Annotated in this window: 15 protein-coding genes; 8 read left to right on the top strand and 7 right to left on the bottom strand. The window is 45.0% G+C overall.

The window, feature by feature from the left end:
• The 5 genes from MWG72_RS03690 to MWG72_RS03670 form a co-directional block, all read right to left on the bottom strand.
• Positions 1–1,144, bottom strand: a protein-coding gene (locus MWG72_RS03690; protein WP_247143250.1) for an IS3 family transposase whose coding sequence is annotated in 2 segments (ribosomal slippage) — positions 1–910 and positions 910–1,144 — 1,145 coding nt annotated over the 2 segments. Because the reading frame shifts where the segments join, the coding sequence is not laid out codon by codon here. This gene is flagged as partial in the annotation.
• Between the two features lie 35 nt (positions 1,145–1,179).
• Complete coding sequence (locus MWG72_RS03685; protein ID WP_247143249.1) at positions 1,180–1,977, bottom strand: DUF2971 domain-containing protein; 798 nt, start codon at positions 1,975–1,977, stop codon at positions 1,180–1,182.
• A gap of 228 nt (positions 1,978–2,205) precedes the next feature.
• Entirely contained in the window at positions 2,206–3,222 is a 1,017-nt protein-coding gene (gene ilvC, locus MWG72_RS03680; RefSeq protein WP_004278368.1) for a ketol-acid reductoisomerase, read from the bottom strand.
• A 106-nt stretch (positions 3,223–3,328) separates the two neighbouring features.
• The gene (ilvN, locus tag MWG72_RS03675) at positions 3,329–3,820 is read right to left on the bottom strand and encodes an acetolactate synthase small subunit (protein WP_004278369.1); all 492 of its coding nucleotides are present in this window, start codon (positions 3,818–3,820) and stop codon (positions 3,329–3,331) included.
• Positions 3,817–5,544 carry an acetolactate synthase 3 large subunit gene (locus MWG72_RS03670; RefSeq protein ID WP_004278370.1) on the bottom strand — a complete coding sequence of 576 codons (1,728 nt, stop codon included), beginning with the start codon at positions 5,542–5,544 and terminating at the stop codon, positions 3,817–3,819. Before MWG72_RS03670 ends, ilvN begins: the two co-directional genes overlap by 4 nt.
• Positions 5,545–6,230: 686 nt before the next feature.
• Here MWG72_RS03670 and MWG72_RS03665 point away from each other — a divergent pair.
• From MWG72_RS03665 to MWG72_RS03635, 7 genes are all read left to right on the top strand, one after another.
• Positions 6,231–6,584 (top strand): DUF4124 domain-containing protein, encoded by a 354-nt coding sequence (locus MWG72_RS03665; RefSeq protein ID WP_005250747.1) that lies wholly within the window; start codon positions 6,231–6,233, stop codon positions 6,582–6,584.
• A 123-nt stretch (positions 6,585–6,707) separates the two neighbouring features.
• A complete protein-coding gene (gene leuS / locus MWG72_RS03660) occupies positions 6,708–9,329 on the top strand; it encodes a leucine--tRNA ligase (protein ID WP_247143248.1) in 2,622 nt (873 codons plus the stop codon).
• Between the two features lie 207 nt (positions 9,330–9,536).
• Entirely contained in the window at positions 9,537–10,070 is a 534-nt protein-coding gene (locus MWG72_RS03655; RefSeq protein ID WP_153567027.1) for an LPS-assembly lipoprotein LptE, read from the top strand.
• Between the two features lie 9 nt (positions 10,071–10,079).
• A complete protein-coding gene (gene holA, locus MWG72_RS03650; protein WP_247143247.1) occupies positions 10,080–11,066 on the top strand; it encodes a DNA polymerase III subunit delta in 987 nt (328 codons plus the stop codon).
• Positions 11,067–11,190: 124 nt separating this feature from the next.
• Complete coding sequence (locus tag MWG72_RS03645) at positions 11,191–12,552, top strand: MacA family efflux pump subunit (RefSeq protein WP_191112064.1); 1,362 nt, start codon at positions 11,191–11,193, stop codon at positions 12,550–12,552.
• Positions 12,553–12,554: 2 nt separating this feature from the next.
• Positions 12,555–14,531, top strand: a complete 1,977-nt coding sequence (locus MWG72_RS03640) for a MacB family efflux pump subunit (protein ID WP_005245974.1) — start codon at positions 12,555–12,557, stop codon at positions 14,529–14,531.
• Between the two features lie 10 nt (positions 14,532–14,541).
• Positions 14,542–15,960, top strand: coding sequence for an efflux transporter outer membrane subunit (locus MWG72_RS03635; RefSeq protein WP_247143246.1), 1,419 nt, complete (start codon positions 14,542–14,544; stop codon positions 15,958–15,960).
• A 68-nt stretch (positions 15,961–16,028) separates the two neighbouring features.
• On the opposite strand, the gene MWG72_RS03630 is transcribed toward MWG72_RS03635, so the two are convergent.
• Both MWG72_RS03630 and MWG72_RS03625 read right to left on the bottom strand, forming a co-directional pair.
• Positions 16,029–17,861, bottom strand: coding sequence for a tetratricopeptide repeat protein (locus MWG72_RS03630; RefSeq protein ID WP_247143245.1), 1,833 nt, complete (start codon positions 17,859–17,861; stop codon positions 16,029–16,031).
• 98 nt (positions 17,862–17,959) lie between these two features.
• Positions 17,960–18,730 carry a tRNA threonylcarbamoyladenosine dehydratase gene (locus MWG72_RS03625; protein ID WP_114542006.1) on the bottom strand — a complete coding sequence of 257 codons (771 nt, stop codon included), beginning with the start codon at positions 18,728–18,730 and terminating at the stop codon, positions 17,960–17,962.
• 182 nt (positions 18,731–18,912) lie between these two features.
• Here MWG72_RS03625 and MWG72_RS03620 point away from each other — a divergent pair, with 182 nt between their 5' ends.
• Positions 18,913–19,158, top strand: a complete 246-nt coding sequence (locus MWG72_RS03620; protein ID WP_005107898.1) for a hypothetical protein — start codon at positions 18,913–18,915, stop codon at positions 19,156–19,158.
• Positions 19,159–19,179 lie beyond the last annotated feature (21 nt).

The following is a 19,179-nucleotide window of genomic DNA, read 5'->3' as shown; positions in this document are numbered from 1 at the left end:
ACAATCGATCCCTCTAAATTCTTGAAATATTTCTGTTCAAAGGCTTCTGGACTTAACCAGCCGTTTGCAGAATGCCTTCTGACCCGATTGTAATAAATCTCAATATAATCAAACAAGACCGCATTCGCCTCTTTTCGAGTCGAAAACACACTGCCATGTACCACATGACCTTTTAATGTATGAAAGAAGCTTTCAGTCACTGCATTATCCCAACAGTTTCCACGTCTAGACATACTCTGAGTACAATCATTTTTCAGTAACAGCGCTCTAAAATCACGACTACAGTACTGTGAGCCTTGGTCCGAATGAACCATAACACCAGTTGGATAACCCTGACGAGCCATTGCATAGTTAAACGTATCACACACCAACTGGCGGTCTATTCGATGGCTGGTTTGCCACCCCACGATACGACGGCTAAATAAATCTAGCATCACACATAAATACAACCAACCTTCTTTAGTGCGGATATAGGTAATGTCTGTTGTCCAGACTTTATTAGGCTGAGTAACTGTAAATTGGCGATCCAACAAGTTGGGTGCTGTAGGCAAACGATGGGTTGAATCAGTCGTATGCTTGTATTTACGCGCAATCCTGCTACGTAAACCAAGCTTTTTTAGCATCCTTCCAATAGTACGTTCGCTCATGTTGTAACCTAAATCATGCATGTCATGTACTAATGAAGGTGCACCCAATCGTGCATGATGCTGCCAATATACGGCTTTTAAGTCATTATATTTCTGTGCCGTATTGGCTTGACGTTTTCGCCAGGCATAATAGCCTGAAGTGCTGACACCTAGGTATTTACAGGCAGAAGATACGGTGACTTCATTCATATCTAGATCTTGAATTACCGTGTACTTTTCTTGGCATGATCTGTTAGAAAGTACACATGCGCTTTTTTTAAGATGTCATTGGCTTCCTTGAGCTGTTTGACTTCTTTCTCTAATTCCACGATCCGCTGTTGTTCTGGTGAAAGTTGACGTTTGCTTGAACCTGCCGGATTGGTTTCACGAATCCATTTATCTAATGTTGAATAACCCACACCTAATTTCTGGGCGATTGCAGCTACAGACTCGTGTGAGTTTGAAAGTGCATAATCAATCGCTTGCTGTTTAAATTCGGGACTAAAACGTTTAGCCATTTCTTGAATCTCCAAAGATTAAAGTTACGTTATCTTTAGAGGGACGTGCTGTCCATTATTTTGTCTAGGATCATATTTCGACTAAACTCTTTTAGCTGTTCGATTTTATAAACTTTATAATTATCAATTAAATTATTACATTGCCTTCTTTGATCACGATAACCATTTTCTCCAAGATATATCTCAACAAATGCATCTGATGGAATTTTTTTTAAGAAGATTCCCCTTAATCCAATATATTTTCTTCCCCACTTTTCTCCATCCAACTCAAATTCGTAATCATCTTTTGAATAATAAGAATGGTATTGATCACTTTCCAAGCATTTCACAACTCTTACTTCTTCTTCATAAGCCCAATGTAATTGCTTATAAAGAAAAGCATGTTTCAGTAATCTCTCATGAGATTCCCACCATATATGATGCTTACTTCCAATTTGCATTAATTGCACGGCATCTATTGAATTAATATGTTGTGGCACTGTATTCACATAAATCATCTCTCCTCTCTGAGCAGGAATCGTATAATTTTCAAAACTTTCTAAACCTGCCTTCTCTGTATCAATCCCGATCACCATTCCTTTATGACTATCTGCATAATGAGACCACATTAAAGGATTTAAGGGGGCTCGAGTTAAAGACAATACTGCATATTTATTGATAAACCGACTTCTTACAGCTTGCGTTTCTATACCAACATTTACCGTTTCCCCCATTAAAGCTAAAGCCGTCACCTCAAATGGATCATTAAAATCGCGCGGCAAAGAAAAGCCTAAAGTACTTGTTTCTAATATTTTTAAACCAGCATCAAAGCCAACATATTTATATAAAATCATTATTCTTATCCAATAAAAAACCCCGCTTTCGCAGGGCTTTTATAGCATACAAATCAGCCAATTAAGAGATTAGTTTTTCTCTTTATCAACGATTTTTTTGTTTGAATCCAAGGTATGAAAAAATGAAAAAGCACTGCTTTCCCATTTTTTAATGGCACGTAAACATAGAAATAAAAAACCCACTCAAATTAAGTGGGTTTTCGCATTCAAATCAATTGATTCGAGAAATTAATTTTTCTCTTTATCAACGATTTTGTTTGCTTGAATCCAAGGCATCATTGCACGAAGTTTGTTACCAGTTACTTCGATACCGTGAGCAGCGTTTTGACGACGACGAGCAGTCATAGATGGGTAGTTCAACGCACCTTCTTGAATGAACATCTTCGCGTATTCACCAGATTGAATACGCTTAAGCGCATTACGCATTGCTTCACGAGACTGTTCGTTGATTACTTCAGTACCCGTTACATATTCGCCGTATTCAGCGTTGTTTGACACTGAGTAGTTCATGTCCGCGATACCGCCTTCGAACATCAAGTCAACGATCAATTTAAGTTCGTGTAGACATTCGAAATACGCCATTTCTGGAGCATAGCCAGCTTCAACAAGAGTCTCGAAGCCCATTTTAACCAATTCAACAGCACCACCACAAAGAACTGCTTGCTCACCAAAAAGGTCAGTTTCAGTTTCTTCACGGAATGAAGTTTCGATGATACCTGTACGGCCGCCACCTACACCTGAAGCGTAAGAAAGAGCAACGTTACGCGCATTACCAGAAGCATCTTGGTGAATCGCGATAAGATCAGGAACACCTGAACCACGTTGGTATTCAGAACGTACTGTGTGACCAGGAGCTTTAGGCGCAACCATGATTACGTCTAAGTCAGCACGTGGAACAACTTGGTTATAAAGAATCGAGAAACCATGAGCAAATGCTAAAGTCGCGCCTTGCTTGATGTTTGGCTCAATTACGTCACGGTAAAGTTGAGATTGGAACTCATCTGGAGTCAAAATCATCACTACGTCAGCTTGTGCTACAGCAGCAGGAACTTCAGCAACTTTAAGACCTGAATTTTCAGCTTTCTTCCAAGAAGCAGAGTTCGCACGTAAACCTACAGTTACGTCAACACCAGAATCTTTCAGGTTAAGCGCATGCGCGTGGCCTTGTGAACCGTAACCAATGATCGCTACTTTCTTAGATTGGATGATAGATAAGTCACAGTCTTTATCGTAAAAAATTTGCATTGCTGTCTCCGCTTAAATGCTTGTTTGTCCGTTAAATCAGGCAATGACCCTTAAATTTACATTGCCTGATACCCTCTTCTTATTCAGATGAGGAAATACTTAAAATTTAGATGGTGAGTACTTTTTCGCCGCGTGCGATACCTGATACACCTGAACGAACCACTTCTAAAATCGTGTGTTCTGCAAGTGCATCAATAAACGCATCCACTTTTTCAGTGGTACCCGCGATTTGAATGGTATAGGTCGTTGGTGTTACATCGACAATCTGACCACGGAAAATATCTGCCGTACGTTTGATTTCGTCACGCGATGAACCCAATGCTTTGACTTTAATCAGCATCAATTCACGCTCAATATGTGCACCTTCAGACAGGTCAACCACTTTCACCACTTCAACCAACTTGTTAAGCTGTTTGGTAATTTGCTCAATCTTGTGATCATCACCATAAGTGGTCAATGTCAAACGTGAAAGCGTTGGATCTTCAGTCGGAGCAACATTCAATGTTTCGATATTGTAGCCACGCTGTGAAAACAAACCCACTAAACGGGAAAGCGCGCCTGATTCGTTTTCTACGAGTACAGAGATAATATGTCTCATTTCGTGCGCTCCCCTTTAGCCAACCACATATCCTGCATCGACTGACCCGCAATCAACATCGGATAAACGTGCTCGGTACGATCTACCATAACGTTAATAAATACGCACTTGTCGTTAATCGCCATCGCTTCTGCAAGCTTCGACTCTAGCTCATCGGCATGATTAATCTGAATACCGACATGACCATAGGCTTCCATCAGTTTGGCAAAATCAGGCAATGAATCTACATAAGAACTTGAATGACGTCCTTCATAGTTCATATCTTGCCACTGCTTCACCATCCCTAAAGACTGGTTATTCAGGCACAGGATTTTTACATTCAGGCCATATTGCTTACAGGTCGACAGTTCCTGGATACACATCTGAATCGATGCTTCACCGGTGATACACACCACTTGCTGTTCCGGGTATGCAAGCTTCGCAGCCATTGCATACGGCAAGCCTACACCCATGGTGCCTAGACCACCTGAGTTGATCCATTGACGTGGACGTTTGTATTTGTAATACATCGCACCAAACATCTGATGCTGACCGACATCAGAAGTAATGATCGCTTCGCCATTGGTCACTTTATCCAATGCCTGAACCACTTGTTGTGGCTTCATCACGCCATCAACACCCGCTTCAAAACGACCGCCATGAACCTTGCGCCATTCATTGATCTGTTTCCACCATGCCGCAATCGCTTCAGGATTTGGCTTAGAAACATTAAGCTGTTTCAACTGGTTCAACATCTCATTCAGTACAGGCTCTACAGCACCGACAATTGGAATGTGCGCCATAATGGTTTTTGAGATTGTCGCTGGGTCGATATCTATATGAATGACTTTAGCATTTGGACAGAATTTTGCAGGATTGTTGGTCACACGGTCATCGAAACGCGCACCCACACACAGAATTACATCTGCATTGTGCATGGTCATGTTAGCTTCATAAGTACCGTGCATACCCAACATACCGATGAACTGTTCATCATCACCCGGGAATGCGCCAAGACCCATCAAGGTATTGGTCACTGGATAACCCAATAGATGCGCAAGCTCTGTCAATTGTGCTGAAGCATTGCCTTGAACCACACCACCGCCTGAGTAAATAACTGGGCGTTTAGCATGGATCAGTTCTTCAATCGCTTTACGAATTTGACCTGAGTGACCACGGAACGGTGGCTGATACGAACGCATCTTCACTTTTTCTGGGTATTCGTAAGCAAATTTCTCTGCAGGATTGGTCGCATCCTTTGGAATATCAATCACTACAGGACCTGGACGACCTGAAGACGCAATATAGAAGGCTTTCTTGATAATCGCAGGAATTTCGCTGGCATGACGCACCTGGAAGCTATGTTTCACGATAGGACGTGAAATACCGACCATATCGGTTTCCTGAAATGCATCTTCACCAATCAGATGACTCGCAACCTGACCTGACAAAATCACCATCGGGATTGAGTCCATATAGGCCGTTGCAATTGGGGTCACCGTGTTGGTTGCGCCCGGACCTGAAGTCACCAGCACAACACCGGTCTTGCCTGTCACGCGTGAGTAAGCATCGGCCATGTGACCAGCAGCCTGTTCGTGACGTACGAGATAATGATTGATTCTGTCTTGTTGAAATAGCGCATCATAAATATGAAGAACTGCGCCGCCTGGGTATCCAAAAACATGTTCAACGCCTTCGTCCGCTAATGCGCGAACAAGCATTTCACCACCAGATAGAAGTTCCAACGTGATTCACCCTAATATTATTCACTGCACAAATGGGAGGCATTTGCAGTGTTTCATTTGTTAACTGTCTGCACTGTTATAGCACACAAACTTCATAGTTTTCATAGCAATAGGAAAAAAATCTGATCTCTTTGCTGTTCGAGCAATACAAGACCTAAAACATGTTGGGATAAACATATTTTGCTTAGCTTTGTTCAATTTCTCGGCTAGAGAAATCGCCCACTGCATGAAATGACACTTAGTCGAAGGGTGATCGATCTAAGGCATATAAAACTATTGCAGCATTCTTGTGTTTTCAGGCTTTAAAGTCAAGTTTAAAAAACAGGCAATCCATGTTTATAGCGCCTAGATCTGCTGTTTTTTACAGCAATATCAGTTTACAGCCATGCATTGACTCTCTTCTTTCTTAATCTAATCCAATAAAATTCATAGGGTTAATGGTTTAATTTTATAAATTTTTAATATGTCTTATATAAAAAAAATGAATGAATTTTTATTAAATGAAAGGAAATTGTTTATCAATAAATTTTGTATACGAAGATTTGTCTCTGATTTCTTATACGCTAGATTGAGCTTATTTAAGCAGTTAGCTTTGAATAAAGCAGATAAAAATCCATCATTTTTACTGAAAATATCACTACAATAATTGCAGTATTCCATGCCTAGCAAGCCGAGGCCCAAAAACAATGAAAATATCTTTTTTAACCGCCTTCAGTTTGAGTTGCGCAGTTGTTTTGAGCATCTGTAGCACCAGCGCTTCCGCGATCCAGTATCATAAATGGGTCGATGCGAAAGGTGTCACGCATTATACCAAGACGCCACCACCGAAATCTGCGAAAAAAGCCACCACAGTGGATACCTATGGCTGGAAAAATTCAGCACCAGCATCATCTAGAACGACTGAAACTGAAGTTCAAACCGAGAACACACCTCAAGAACAACAGCAACAAGCCCCTCAAGTTCCTGCGAATCAGGACCAGCAACAACGTGAAGCCAACGAAGCCTTGCAGCAATCTAAAAATCGTGCAGTTGCTTTATAAGACACCTCTATATAGAACAGCAGGTTTTTTCTTCGGGAAATGCCGGCGCAAAATTCACTTTTAGGTACATTTTGCGCTATGCTGTGCAACAGACTTTTTTCACCGTAATTCACTGATACGTTTATGACTACTCACATTGATTCCGAATATCAAGCCAGTGCGATTGAGCCTCAAGTCCAACAGGATTGGGAATCTCGCAAAGCCTTTAAAGTTGCCGACAAAGTAGAAGGTCCACGTCGTTATATTCTCTCGATGTTCCCTTACCCAAGTGGCAAGCTACATATGGGTCATGTGCGTAACTATACGATTGGTGACGTGATCAGCCGTTTCCATCGCTTAAAAGGTGAAACGGTCCTACAACCAATGGGTTGGGATGCTTTCGGTCTACCTGCTGAAAACGCAGCGATTGCACATCAGGTTGCACCAGCAAAATGGACATTTGAAAATATTGCTTACATGCGCGACCAGTTAAAAAAACTCGGTCTTGCAGTGGACTGGGATCGCGAATTTGCGACCTGTACCCCTGAATACTATCGCTGGGAACAATGGTTATTTGTTCAACTTTATAAAAAAGGCTTGATCTACCGTAAGCTTTCAACCGTGAACTGGGATCCAGTTGATCAGACTGTTCTTGCCAACGAACAGGTTGAAAATGGTCGCGGCTGGCGTTCAGGTGCATTGGTAGAAAAACGTGATATTCCAATGTACTACTTCCGCATTACCGATTATGCGCAAGAGTTACTTGACGACCTAGACACGCTTAAAGATGGCTGGCCACAACAGGTCCTGACCATGCAGCGTAACTGGATTGGCCGCTCACAAGGGATGGACATCACCTTCCCTTCAGCAAATCCAGAAATCTATGCAGACGGTTTAACGGTATTCACTACCCGTGCCGATACCTTGATGGGCGTGACCTATGTTGCAGTTGCAGCAGAACACCCGATGGCGCTGAAAGCGGCTGAAACAAACCCAGAATTGGCTGCATTCATTGAAGAATGCCGTATGGGTTCTGTGGCAGAAGCAGATCTTGCGACTGCCGAGAAGAAAGGCATGGCAACCGGTCTTTCTGTGAAGCATCCTGTGACTGGCGAAGAAGTTCCGGTCTGGATCGCCAACTATGTATTGATGTCTTATGGTTCAGGTGCGGTGATGGCAGTTCCATCACACGATGAACGTGACTTCGAATTTGCCAATAAATATAGTTTGACCATCAAGCAAGTGATTGATGCCAAAGGCGCAGATGATGCTGAGTTCTCTGAGACAGAGTGGCAAGAATGGTATGGCTCTAAAGAAGGTAAACTGGTTAATTCAGGCGAATTTGACGGTCTAGATTTCCAGGGTGCATACGATGCATTCCTTGCCAAATTAGAACCAACAGGCCTGGCAAGTTCTAAGGTTCAATTCCGTTTACGTGACTGGGGTGTTTCCCGTCAGCGTTATTGGGGTTGTCCAATTCCAATGATTAACTGTCCATCATGTGGTCAAGTGCCAGTACCTGAAGAGCAGCTTCCTGTGGTTCTTCCGACTGACGTTGTTCCAGATGGTTCAGGTAACCCGTTGAACAAAATGCCTGAATTCTACGAAACGTCATGCCCAAGCTGTGGTGGCGATGCTCGTCGTGAAACAGATACGCTAGATACCTTCGTGGAATCATCTTGGTACTATGCACGTTATGCATCTCCAGACTTTACGGGTGGCATGGTGAAACCTGAAGCGGGTCAAACTTGGTTACCTGTCAACCAATACATCGGTGGTGTTGAACACGCGATTCTGCATTTGCTTTATGCACGCTTCTTCCACAAATTGATGCGTGATGAAGGCGTGGTACAAGGCAATGAACCATTCACTAACTTGTTAACGCAAGGGATGGTGCTTGCAGATACCTTCTATCGTGAAGCTGAATCTGGCAAGAAAACCTGGTTTAACCCGGCAGATATCGAACTTGAAAAAGACGAAAAAGGCCGTGTGCTTTCTGCAAAATATAAAGAAGATGGCCAGGAAGTTGTGGTTGGTGGTCAGGAAAAAATGTCGAAATCGAAAAATAACGGTATCGACCCACAATCGATTATTGACCAGTACGGTGCAGATACGGCACGCGTGTTCATGATGTTCGCAGCACCACCTGATCAATCACTGGAATGGTCTGATGCCGGTGTTGAAGGTGCAAACCGCTTCCTGAAACGTGTATGGCGTTTAGCAACAGGTTTCCTTGAAAAAGCGAATACTGCTGCAAACATCGACAAATCGGCACTGTCTACGGCTGCGCAAGACCTACGTCGTAAGACACACGAAACCATCCAAAAAGTCGGTGATGACATCGAACGTCGTCATGCATTTAACACTGCCATTGCTGCATTGATGGAACTTCTAAACGCCAACAACAAGTTTGAAGCCCAAGATGACAATGACGTTGCTGTTGCACGTGAATCAATTACCACGCTGTTAACTTTACTTGCACCATTTGCACCGCATTTAAGCCAGACTTTATTGGCTGAATTTGGGATTGAATTGAATTCAACTTTGTTCCCTGCGGTAGATGAGTCTGCGCTGACACGTAATACGCAAACCATCGTGGTTCAAGTCAACGGTAAACTCCGTGGCAAGTTAGAAGTATCTGTAGATGCCTCTAAAGATGACATCTTGGCTCAAGCCAAAGCATTGCCTGAAGTTCAGCAATTCTTGACGGGTCCAACCAAGAAAGAAATTGTGGTACCGAATAAATTAGTGAATTTGGTGGTTTAAATCCTTAAGTTCCTTCTCCTCTCAGGAGAGGGCTAGGGAGAGGTAAATATATAACCCCTCATCCTAACCTTCTCCCAAAGGGAGAAGGAACTTTATGAAGGATTTCACAATTCCCAAACAAAGCCCGTTGCCAGCCAACGGGCTTTGACTTTACAATCCAGTTCAGGATTTCAAATATTCCCCTTCGGGAAGCATAGAGGGCAACACATGCATTTGGGCAAACGTTTAGCAGCAATTGTTTTAACTTGTGGTCTGAGTGCAGGCTTAGTCGGCTGTGGTTTTCACCTGAAAGGAACCAATCCGAGCTCCGCACCTGTTGCTTACTCTGTCATGAGCCTGTCTTTACCGCCCAACACTGAAGAACTGCAAGAGAAACTGGCAGTTTACCTCGGTGCTGCAGGCGTACAGCTAAGTAATGCACCTAAAGCTTATGTGTTACGTGTCCTGGATTACACTCCTCGCCGTCTGGAACTGAACGGTAAACTGGTTGAAACCTTATTACGTTTAAACGTGACTTTCCGGATTGAAGATGCACAAGGCAATCCGATCACTGAACCACGCACTGTCGTGGCAACACGTACGTATCAATATGATATTGAAACGGTCAACACCGATGACCAGGAACAAAAATATCTGAATCAGGTCATTATTGATGATGTGGCGCAGCAGATCGCGCGTCAGATTTCATCGAACCGCTTACCCTTAGCCAAACAAAATACCTCAGCGCAACCTGCTCAATAAGACCTCTTTATGAAACTTGATTATCTGCAAGCCCTGAAACGTGTCGATGAAGCTCGCGGTGCTTGGGTCTTGCATGGTCAAGAGCCTTTGCTGGAACAGAATTTAATTGATGCCTTTCGGGCCAGCTGGCAAAAGCAGGACATTGAACGTCAACGCTATGACATTAGTTCGGTCGCCGACTGGAAAACCGTCTTTAATGCCTTGAACAGCTTGTCGCTGTTTTCAACCCAGTTGGCGATTGAAGTACATGGCAATATCAAACCGGATGCCAGCGCAATCAAGTTACTGAAAAACTATTTGCAGCATAATGAACAAAACCTGCTGTTGGTGGTGATGCCCAAACAGGATAGTAACAGCCTGAAATCCAGTTTCTTTCAGCTGATTGATGCCAATGGTGTGAATGTTTCGCTGGTGGCCAATTATCCAAAAGACCGGCAGCAGATTCTGGGTATTGAAGCTGAAAAACTCGGCATTCGTTTAGCCAATGATGCCTGGCAATGGCTGGAACAACATCATGAGCACAACCTGCTTGCAGCAAAGAACAGCCTGATGCGGGTTAGCGATACCTTTGCTGAAGTCGATATCATTCAGGTTGATCATTTATATGCATGTTTACAAGATCAGTCACGTTATAGCACCTATGATTTGAGCGATGCCCTGCTACAAGGTAATCTTTCCCAGTCGATCAAAATTTTTCAGTATCTAGTCGTTTCAGGTGAACCGATGAGCCTGATTTTATGGAGTCTCAGCAAGGAAATGCGTCTGTTGATGCAGCTGTTTGAACAACCGCAAAATGCCTTGCAAATCGGGATCTGGAAAACCAAAGTCGGGTTATATCAACAAGCCTTGCGCCGTCTCAGCCCACAGACTTTTCTGGCCTGGCCGGAGTTATTATTAAGAATTGATGCCTCAATTAAAGGACTCGGACATGAAAATCCGGAGCATTTGGTACTACAGGCGATTTCCAGTATCTGTGGCAAGCCCCTATTTCACTAAGTCTTTGTCAAAATTCGAAAAATAAAATAATAATCATTCCTATTAGTTTAAAAAAATACACGATTTATCCTAATTTCGCTTTTATAATCGTTCACAATTCTCTGATTTTGAACCGATATTGATCATGCCAAAAATAAAACCGACGAAATTGATTATGGCCGCCGTGATTGCCATTGCGCTCATCGCTGCGGGGTGGTACTTCCTCAAACCCAAAGAACAGCCTCCGCAATATATTACGGCTGAAGTCACCCAGGGCGATATCGAAAGCTCTGTACTGGCGACTGGTATTCTGGAAGCGACCAAGATGGTCAGCGTGGGGGCGCAGGTTTCGGGTCAGGTCAGAAAAATGTATGTAGAACTGGGCGATCAGGTCAAGCAAGGTCAGCTGATTGCGCGGATTGACTCCGTTCGTCAGGAAAATGATTTAAAAACCGCTGAAGCCAGCATTAAAAATCAGATGGCACAACTTGCAGTAAGACAGGCGAATTTGGCTAAAGTTGAAGCTGAATACAACCGTCAGAAAGCCATGTATGCACAGGATGCCACTTCTCGCTCAGAGCTGGAATCGGCATTTGCGAACTATAAAACGGCGCAAGCGGATATCACCGCCATCAATGCACAGATTGAACAGTCGCGTTTGACGCTGGCGACTGCCAAAGAAGATCTTGGTTACACCCAGATTGTGGCGCCGATGGATGGCACGATTGTGGCGATTGTGACCGAAGAAGGTCAGACTGTAAACGCCAACCAGAGTGCGCCGACTATTGTGAAACTGGCAAAACTGGACACCATGACCATTAAAGCTGAAATTTCTGAAGCAGATGTCATGAAAGTTGAAGAAGGTCAAACGGTTTATTTCACTACCTTAGGCAATAACGAGAAAAAGATTTACGCCAAACTGCGTCAAGTTGAGCCTGCACCCAATTCAATTAATACCGATAGCAATACCTCAAGCTCATCGTCAAGTTCTGCGGTTTATTACAACGCATTGTTCGATGTCCCGAATGAAGATGGAAAATTGCGTATTGATATGACGGCGCAAGTTTATATCGTGCTGGATGAAGCCAAAAATGTACTGACCATTCCTGCTGCAGCCATTCAAGGTTCAAACCGTCTGCCACGTGCCAATCGTGGTGAAGCGCGTGGTGAGGGTTCTCGCGGTGAAGGCGGCCCGGCATCACGTTCTGAAGCTGAATCGGCTCAAGGCAACCGCCCTGCCGGTGAACGTCCAGCGCGTCTAAACCTGTCTGAAGCAGAACTTGCGCTGATTGAGCAAGGTAAAGCACAGCGTGGCATGGTTCGTGTCTTGCAAGCCGATGGTACTGCAAAACCAACCCCTGTATTAATCGGTTTGAATAACCGCGCGACTGCGCAAGTGCTGAAAGGTTTAAAACGTGGTGATCAGGTGGTGATTGCCGATGGTTCTGATACCTCCAATGATGCAGCAAAACGCGGTGGCAATAGCCGTGGCCCAATGAGAATGTAAGCATGAATTCACAACAACAGCCTCTCCTCGAGGTGAAAAATCTGGTTCGTGAATTCCCTGCGGGTGAAAGCACGGTCCAGATTTTAAAAGGGGTGAATCTAGAGATTTATCCGGGTGAACTGGTGGCGATTGTCGGTCAGTCCGGTTCCGGTAAATCGACCCTGATGAACATTCTGGGTTGTCTGGACAAACCGACCACGGGTAGCTACAAGGTCAAAGGCCGTGAAACCCGGGAACTGGAAGCGGATGAACTGGCGCAATTACGCCGTGAATATTTCGGCTTTATTTTTCAGCGTTATCATCTGCTGGGCGATTTAAATGCAGCAGGCAATGTCGAAGTCCCTGCGATTTATGCCGGTGCGGATTCATCTGAACGGCATGCGCGAGCCGTCAAGATTCTGACTGATCTCGGTCTGGGTGAAAAAACCCAGAACCGTCCGAGCCAGCTCTCTGGTGGTCAGCAGCAACGGGTTTCGATTGCCCGTGCGCTAATGAATGGCGGTGACGTGATTCTGGCCGATGAACCGACAGGTGCATTGGACAAGAACAGCGGTATTGAAGTGATGCGTATTTTGCGTGAACTGAATGCCAAAGGTCATACCATCATTCTGGTCACGCATGATCATAATGTAGCGAAAAATGCGACCCGGATTATCGAGATTTCAGACGGTAATATCATTTCCGACCAGCCCAATGTTCCTGAAGTCGAAGAGCATCTGGAAAAACAGCCGCTGATCCGCAGTGAACAAAAAAAGATTTCTTCATGGCGTTCTGCAGTTGACCGTCTGGGTGAAGCCTTCCGGATGGCCTTGCTGGCCATGAATGCACATCGCATGCGGACTTTCCTCACCATGCTCGGAATCATTATCGGTATTGCTTCGGTGGTCTCGGTGGTGGCACTCGGTAATGGCTCACAAAAGCAGATTCTGGAAAATATCAGCAGTCTGGGGACCAATACCATTACCGTATTTCAGGGTCGAGGCTTTGGGGATAATTCCAGATCTTCACAGTCCAAAACCCTGATTCCGGCCGATGCCGATGCGCTAGCTGAACAACCGTATGTCGATGGCGTCAGCCCATCGGTGAATAGCAGTGTCACCGGCCGTTATAAAGAAATCGAAGCTTCAGCTACGGTCAACGGCGTCAGTGAAGATTTCTTCTACGTGCGTGGCATGACTTTCCAGTCCGGTCAGCCTTTTGACCGCAGTAGCGTCATGCAACAGGCGCAAGATGTCGTCATTGACACCAATACCAAAAACACCTTCTTTAAGGATGGCACCAATCCGGTGGGTCAGGTGATTTTACTCGGGAGCGTACCGAGCCGGATTATCGGGGTGATTGACGCGCAAAAAGGCATGATGGGCAATAATGACAGCCTGAATGTCTATCTGCCGTATTCCACCGTCATGAGCCGTATGCTGGGGCAATCCAATGTGCGTAGCATCATTGTGCGGATTAAGGATGAATACCCAAGTGCGGCGGCTGAAAATGCGATTCTGAATCTGCTGGTACAGCGACATGGCGCGCAGGATGTGTTTACCCAGAATGCCGACAGTATTCGTGAAACCATTCAGCAAACCACGGCGACCATGACTCTGCTGATTTCAGCAATTGCGGTAATTTCACTGGTGGTCGGCGGGATTGGCGTAATGAATATCATGCTGGTATCGGTAACCGAACGTACTCAGGAAATTGGTGTGCGTATGGCGGTGGGTGCCCGTCAAAGTGATATTTTGCAGCAATTCCTGATTGAAGCCGTTCTGGTCTGTATCTTGGGTGGTATTTTGGGTGTGCTGCTTTCCCTCGGGATTGGCCAATTAATTACCCATTTTGCCGGCGGTACTTTCCAGATGGCGTATTCAACCACTTCGATTGTAGCGGCCTTTGTCTGCTCAAGCCTGATCGGGATTGTGTTTGGCTTTATCCCGGCACGTAACGCTGCTCGTCTGAATCCAGTCGATGCGCTCTCTCGCGAATAAGGAATCTGATATGCAAATGAATTTAACCAAGCTTGCCAGTGCCCTGTTGCTGGGAAGCTCGCTGGTCGGTTGTGCCGCAGTGGTGAAAACCCCCTATGAACAGCCTGCGATCAATATGCCGGGTAGCTTTCAAAACAATAAGGTGCTTAGTCAGCAGATTCATGCCGATATTTTGGCAGATCAATGGTGGACTTTATTTAAAGATCCGCAATTAAATAATTTGGTGAATGAAGTATTGGCGCAGAATACCGATCTGGCAGTGGCCGGCATCAGTTTACAACAGGCCCGTATTCAAGCCAGACAAGCTCAAAGTCAGCAAGGCGTTCGCGTCGGTGATGCAAGAATTTCAACGGGCCATCGTTTTAGCCTAGATGGTGGCGGCGATTCTTCGACGGGTCTTTCACTGGGTTATCCGGACTTAAGCTATGAGCTGGACCTGTTTGGTAAACTGGCCAATCAGACTGAAGCGGCACGCTGGGAAGCACTGGCCTCTGAAGAAGACTTGCAGGCAACCGCACAAAGCCTGATTGGCACCACGGCACAATTGTACTGGCAACTGGCTTATCTGAATGAACGTTATAGTGTGGTACAGCAAAATCTGGCGACCGCGCAAAAAACCTATGATCTGGTGCGGGTGCAATATCGTGCCGGCGCAGTATCCGGTCTGGATTTAACCCAGGCGGAACAGGCAATTCAAAGTCAACAGGCGACTTTAAGCCAGATTGAACAGCAACGTGTGGAAACACGTACCGGACTCGCGGTATTGCTGCACATGCCGGTTCAACAGCTCGCGATTCAAGAGCCAAGCCGTTTACCGAATATTCAATTGCCGAGTATTCAGGCTGACTTACCGGCGAGTTTGTTGTCACGTCGCCCTGACCTTCGAGCCACTGAACTGCGCTTGCGTAAGGCACTAGCCAATAAAGATGCCAACAAAGCCAGCTACTATCCATCCATTAGTTTGACCGGTAATCTGACCACCGGTATTGGCAGCAGTACTTCCCTCTCGAATGCCCTGAAAAATCCGGTTGCAACTTTAGGTGCTGGTCTGACTTTGCCTTTCCTACAATGGAATGACATGAAACGTGATCTACAAGTCAATGAGCTGGAATATGAAAAAGCCATTATCCAGTATCGCCAGACCATGTATGAAGCCTTTGCCGATGTGGAAAATGCCTTGTCGAATCGGACTGAGCTCACTAAGCAGGTGGCTTTGCAGCAACGCAATGTTGAGCTGGCAGAAAGAACTGAACGCTTGACTGAAGTGCGTTATCGTAATGGTGCAGTCGCTTTAAAGAACCTGCTGGATGCACAGGAAACTACGCGCAATGCGCGGCTGTCTTTGGTGCAAACCCGACAGAATCAATATAATGCCTATGTCACCTTGATGCAGGCATTGGGTGGTAGCCCGATTAAACAATTGCCTTAACAAAGCTTGATTCATAAAAAAACCGCTGTTAGACAGCGGTTTTTTTAGCTCGTATGATTTGAGCCAGTTTATTTCATTTGCAAATACGCATTCACATTTTTCAATAATTCAATTGATCGTTCATGTCCGAGCAAACTGCCCTTTTCCAGCCAGTCCCGTGCAATCCCAATATCACGCTCCACGCCAATGCCTTTGGTATATAAACGCCCAAGATGACTATAGGCATCTGCATTCACCTGCGCTGCCGCCTGCTGATAATACTGTACGGCTTGCTCAATATTATTCTCAACACCTTGACCTTGCTCATAGGCTTCACCCAGAGCATTTAGCGCCACACCATTCTGCTGAGCGGCTGCTTTTTGCAGATAGCTCAAGCCTAAGGCAATATCCTGCGCAATCTGTTGCCCTTCAAGATACTTCAAGCCCAATTCTGCTTGTGCCTGGGCATGACCCAATTGCGCAGCTTGATGCAGATAGCGATTTGCCAACTCTAAATTGTTCACAAAGACAGGATAAATACCTGACAGAGCCTGATACAGGAACCAGGCTGCTTCCTTGGAGCCTTTCGCAACCGCCTGATTCAGATACTGGACGGCTTTGTCGCGTGTCGGCAATGGATATTCCGCCAGACTATAAAAACGCCCGACGATATAAATTAAATCCGCTTCAGACTGAGCCACAATCTGCCAATAGTGCTGTGCCGCGCTCTGAATCATTTGTGTGGCTTTGGCAATGTCTTTTACTGTACCGACACCATTTAAATAACACAGCGCCAGCCCCATCTGTGCAGACACATCATCAGGACTAAGCTGATAGGCAGCCTGATATAACTCAAATGCTTTTTGCGGTTCGTTGGCCACCAGGTGCTGCTCAAAATACAGCGCAGCAATCATGCATAATGCAGGCGCATGCTGACTGTTGGCCGCTTCCGACCAGTAACGAAATGCCATGGTTTCATTTTTATCAACATACCAGCCATGAAAATAGGCCAGCCCGATTAAGGTCTTAGCGTGTGCATCGGCGTGTTCTTTGGACTGCTGTAATAAATGCTGGAACACGCGCTGACGCTGGTCGGTATCGATACGGCCCTGTAGCACACCGGCATAATAATCATAGAGACCTTTCTGGTCACCGAGACTGATACAGCGTTTAATAAATTGCAGCGATTGCTTCAGGTCTTGAGGCAGAATCTGGCCACGCGCATAAGAGTTCGCAATCTGCTGATTGGCAGCCAAATGATCTTGTTGCGCCGCCAGAAACAGATAATGAATTCCTTGCACTAAATCCTGGGTCGCTGAATCTGTTAAATAATATTGAGCCAGCTGATACTGCGAATTGGCATGACCCTGCCCGGCATTTTGTATTAACAAGGCCAGACGCTGTGTCTCTGCAGCGGTCTCATTTTGATGGTCTTCGGTCGAAGAAAGTTCAGTGATGCGGTACTGGGCATCCAGATTGCCACGTGCTACCGCATGTCGGTACCAATACAAAGCTTTTTCCGGGTCAGCCTGTTGATACGCCTCCCCTTCATGAATCTGCCCCAAATGATAGGCTGCATCATCACTGCCCAGACGAAAGGCTTTTTCTAGATAACTAATCGCCTTTTCGGTATTCTGCTCATGTCCCAGACCTTGCAGATGCATCAGGCCCATGCCTACATAAGCTTGTGGAATTTCCTGTTGCTGGGCCAGCCCCTGATAAATCTGATAGGCACGTTCATAATTCGGATGTTCCGGATCTGAACTCAAACGTGCTGCATGTTTCAGTTGAGCATCAATCTGCTCAATCCATAAATCATGTTGTACAGCCTTCGCCTGATCACGTTTCACCGGATCCGGACGTTTCCACATCCAGATCGCCAACGCCCCTATCCCCAAAATCAGTACCAGCAAGAACCACATAGCTGCTCCAAAACATTATTTTTGTTCTGCGAATGAATCCTTTCATTCTAAACGCCAGTTTAAAAAAAGCACATAGATTGTGCTTTTTATTTTTTAAATCAGGCTTTTGCTCTTTTATTATCGAGTTTTTTCAAGCCTTCTGCTACAGCGACCATGGCAAAGCTTGAAGTTACCACCACGGCAGAGCCATAACCACCACAGCGCAAGCCGGCACTGGCGCAGACATCGGCACTGGAGAATGGATTATCGATGGAATAGACACAAGTAATGCCGAATTTTTCTTTGGGCTTTTTGCAGATGCCTTTGCTGCGTAACTGGGCACGTAATTTGGCCAGCATCGGATCCTGTTCGGTTTTAGATAAATCGGCGACCCGAATTTTCAGCGGGTCCAGTTTACCCCCTGCCCCGCCCGATACAATTAAAGGAATCTTGTTAAAGCGACAATGTAGCATCAGAGCAAATTTGGCTTTGACATCGTCAATACAGTCGAGGATTAAATCTGGATCACCTGCTAAAGTTTCTTTGATATTTTCAGGCGTCAGGTAATCATCAATCAGATTAATTTTAATGCGTGGATTAATTGCGCGGCAACGCTCGGCCATGACTTCAATTTTTTCATGACCCAAGGTGGTACTCATGGCAGGTAACTGACGATTAATATTAGACGCGGCCACCACATCCATATCGACCAAGGTCAGCTCGCCCACACCGCTACGTGCCAGTGCTTCTACCGCCCATGAACCGACACCACCGATACCAATCACCATCACATGACTTTTTTCATAATGGTTAAAGCTGTCTTCTCCATAAATTTTGGCAACACCAGCAAAACGGCGGTCATATTCATCATCTTGAAGCAGGTCAGTCATAGGTCATCTATAGCAATAAAAATACCGGATCATTTTAGCAAAATCCGCTTTTCTTTACCGCCACTAAATTTTTGATCGATTTAAATGACATTCAGATTGGATGAGAGCGACAACCGACTCGCGATTGATTAAAATATCAACAAATTAATTCTATGTCATTTGGCCAAAAGGAGTGGAATGTCATGCTATTTAACACCCTTTTGGGTTTGAACATTGTTTGTATCGGGCTTTATTTTTATGTTCTGATCAGCCAAAAGAACAAAAATTATTATCTCAGCATTCTCATTCGTTTAATGACTTTAGGATTATTTGGCTTAGTTATTTTCGATCGTTATGAAACACAGAATCATCTGATTGTGTTATTACTCTTGTGGGTAGGCTTTGAAAGCATGGAGCAGTTTTACACTAGAAAAAATCCAGTTCAGTAAAATAAAAAAAGAGGCTTTCGC

Origin of the sequence: Acinetobacter lwoffii, assembly GCF_022967985.1 — a bacterium.
Taxonomy (GTDB): domain Bacteria; phylum Pseudomonadota; class Gammaproteobacteria; order Pseudomonadales; family Moraxellaceae; genus Acinetobacter.
This window is presented reverse-complemented; position numbering and strand designations above follow the sequence as displayed.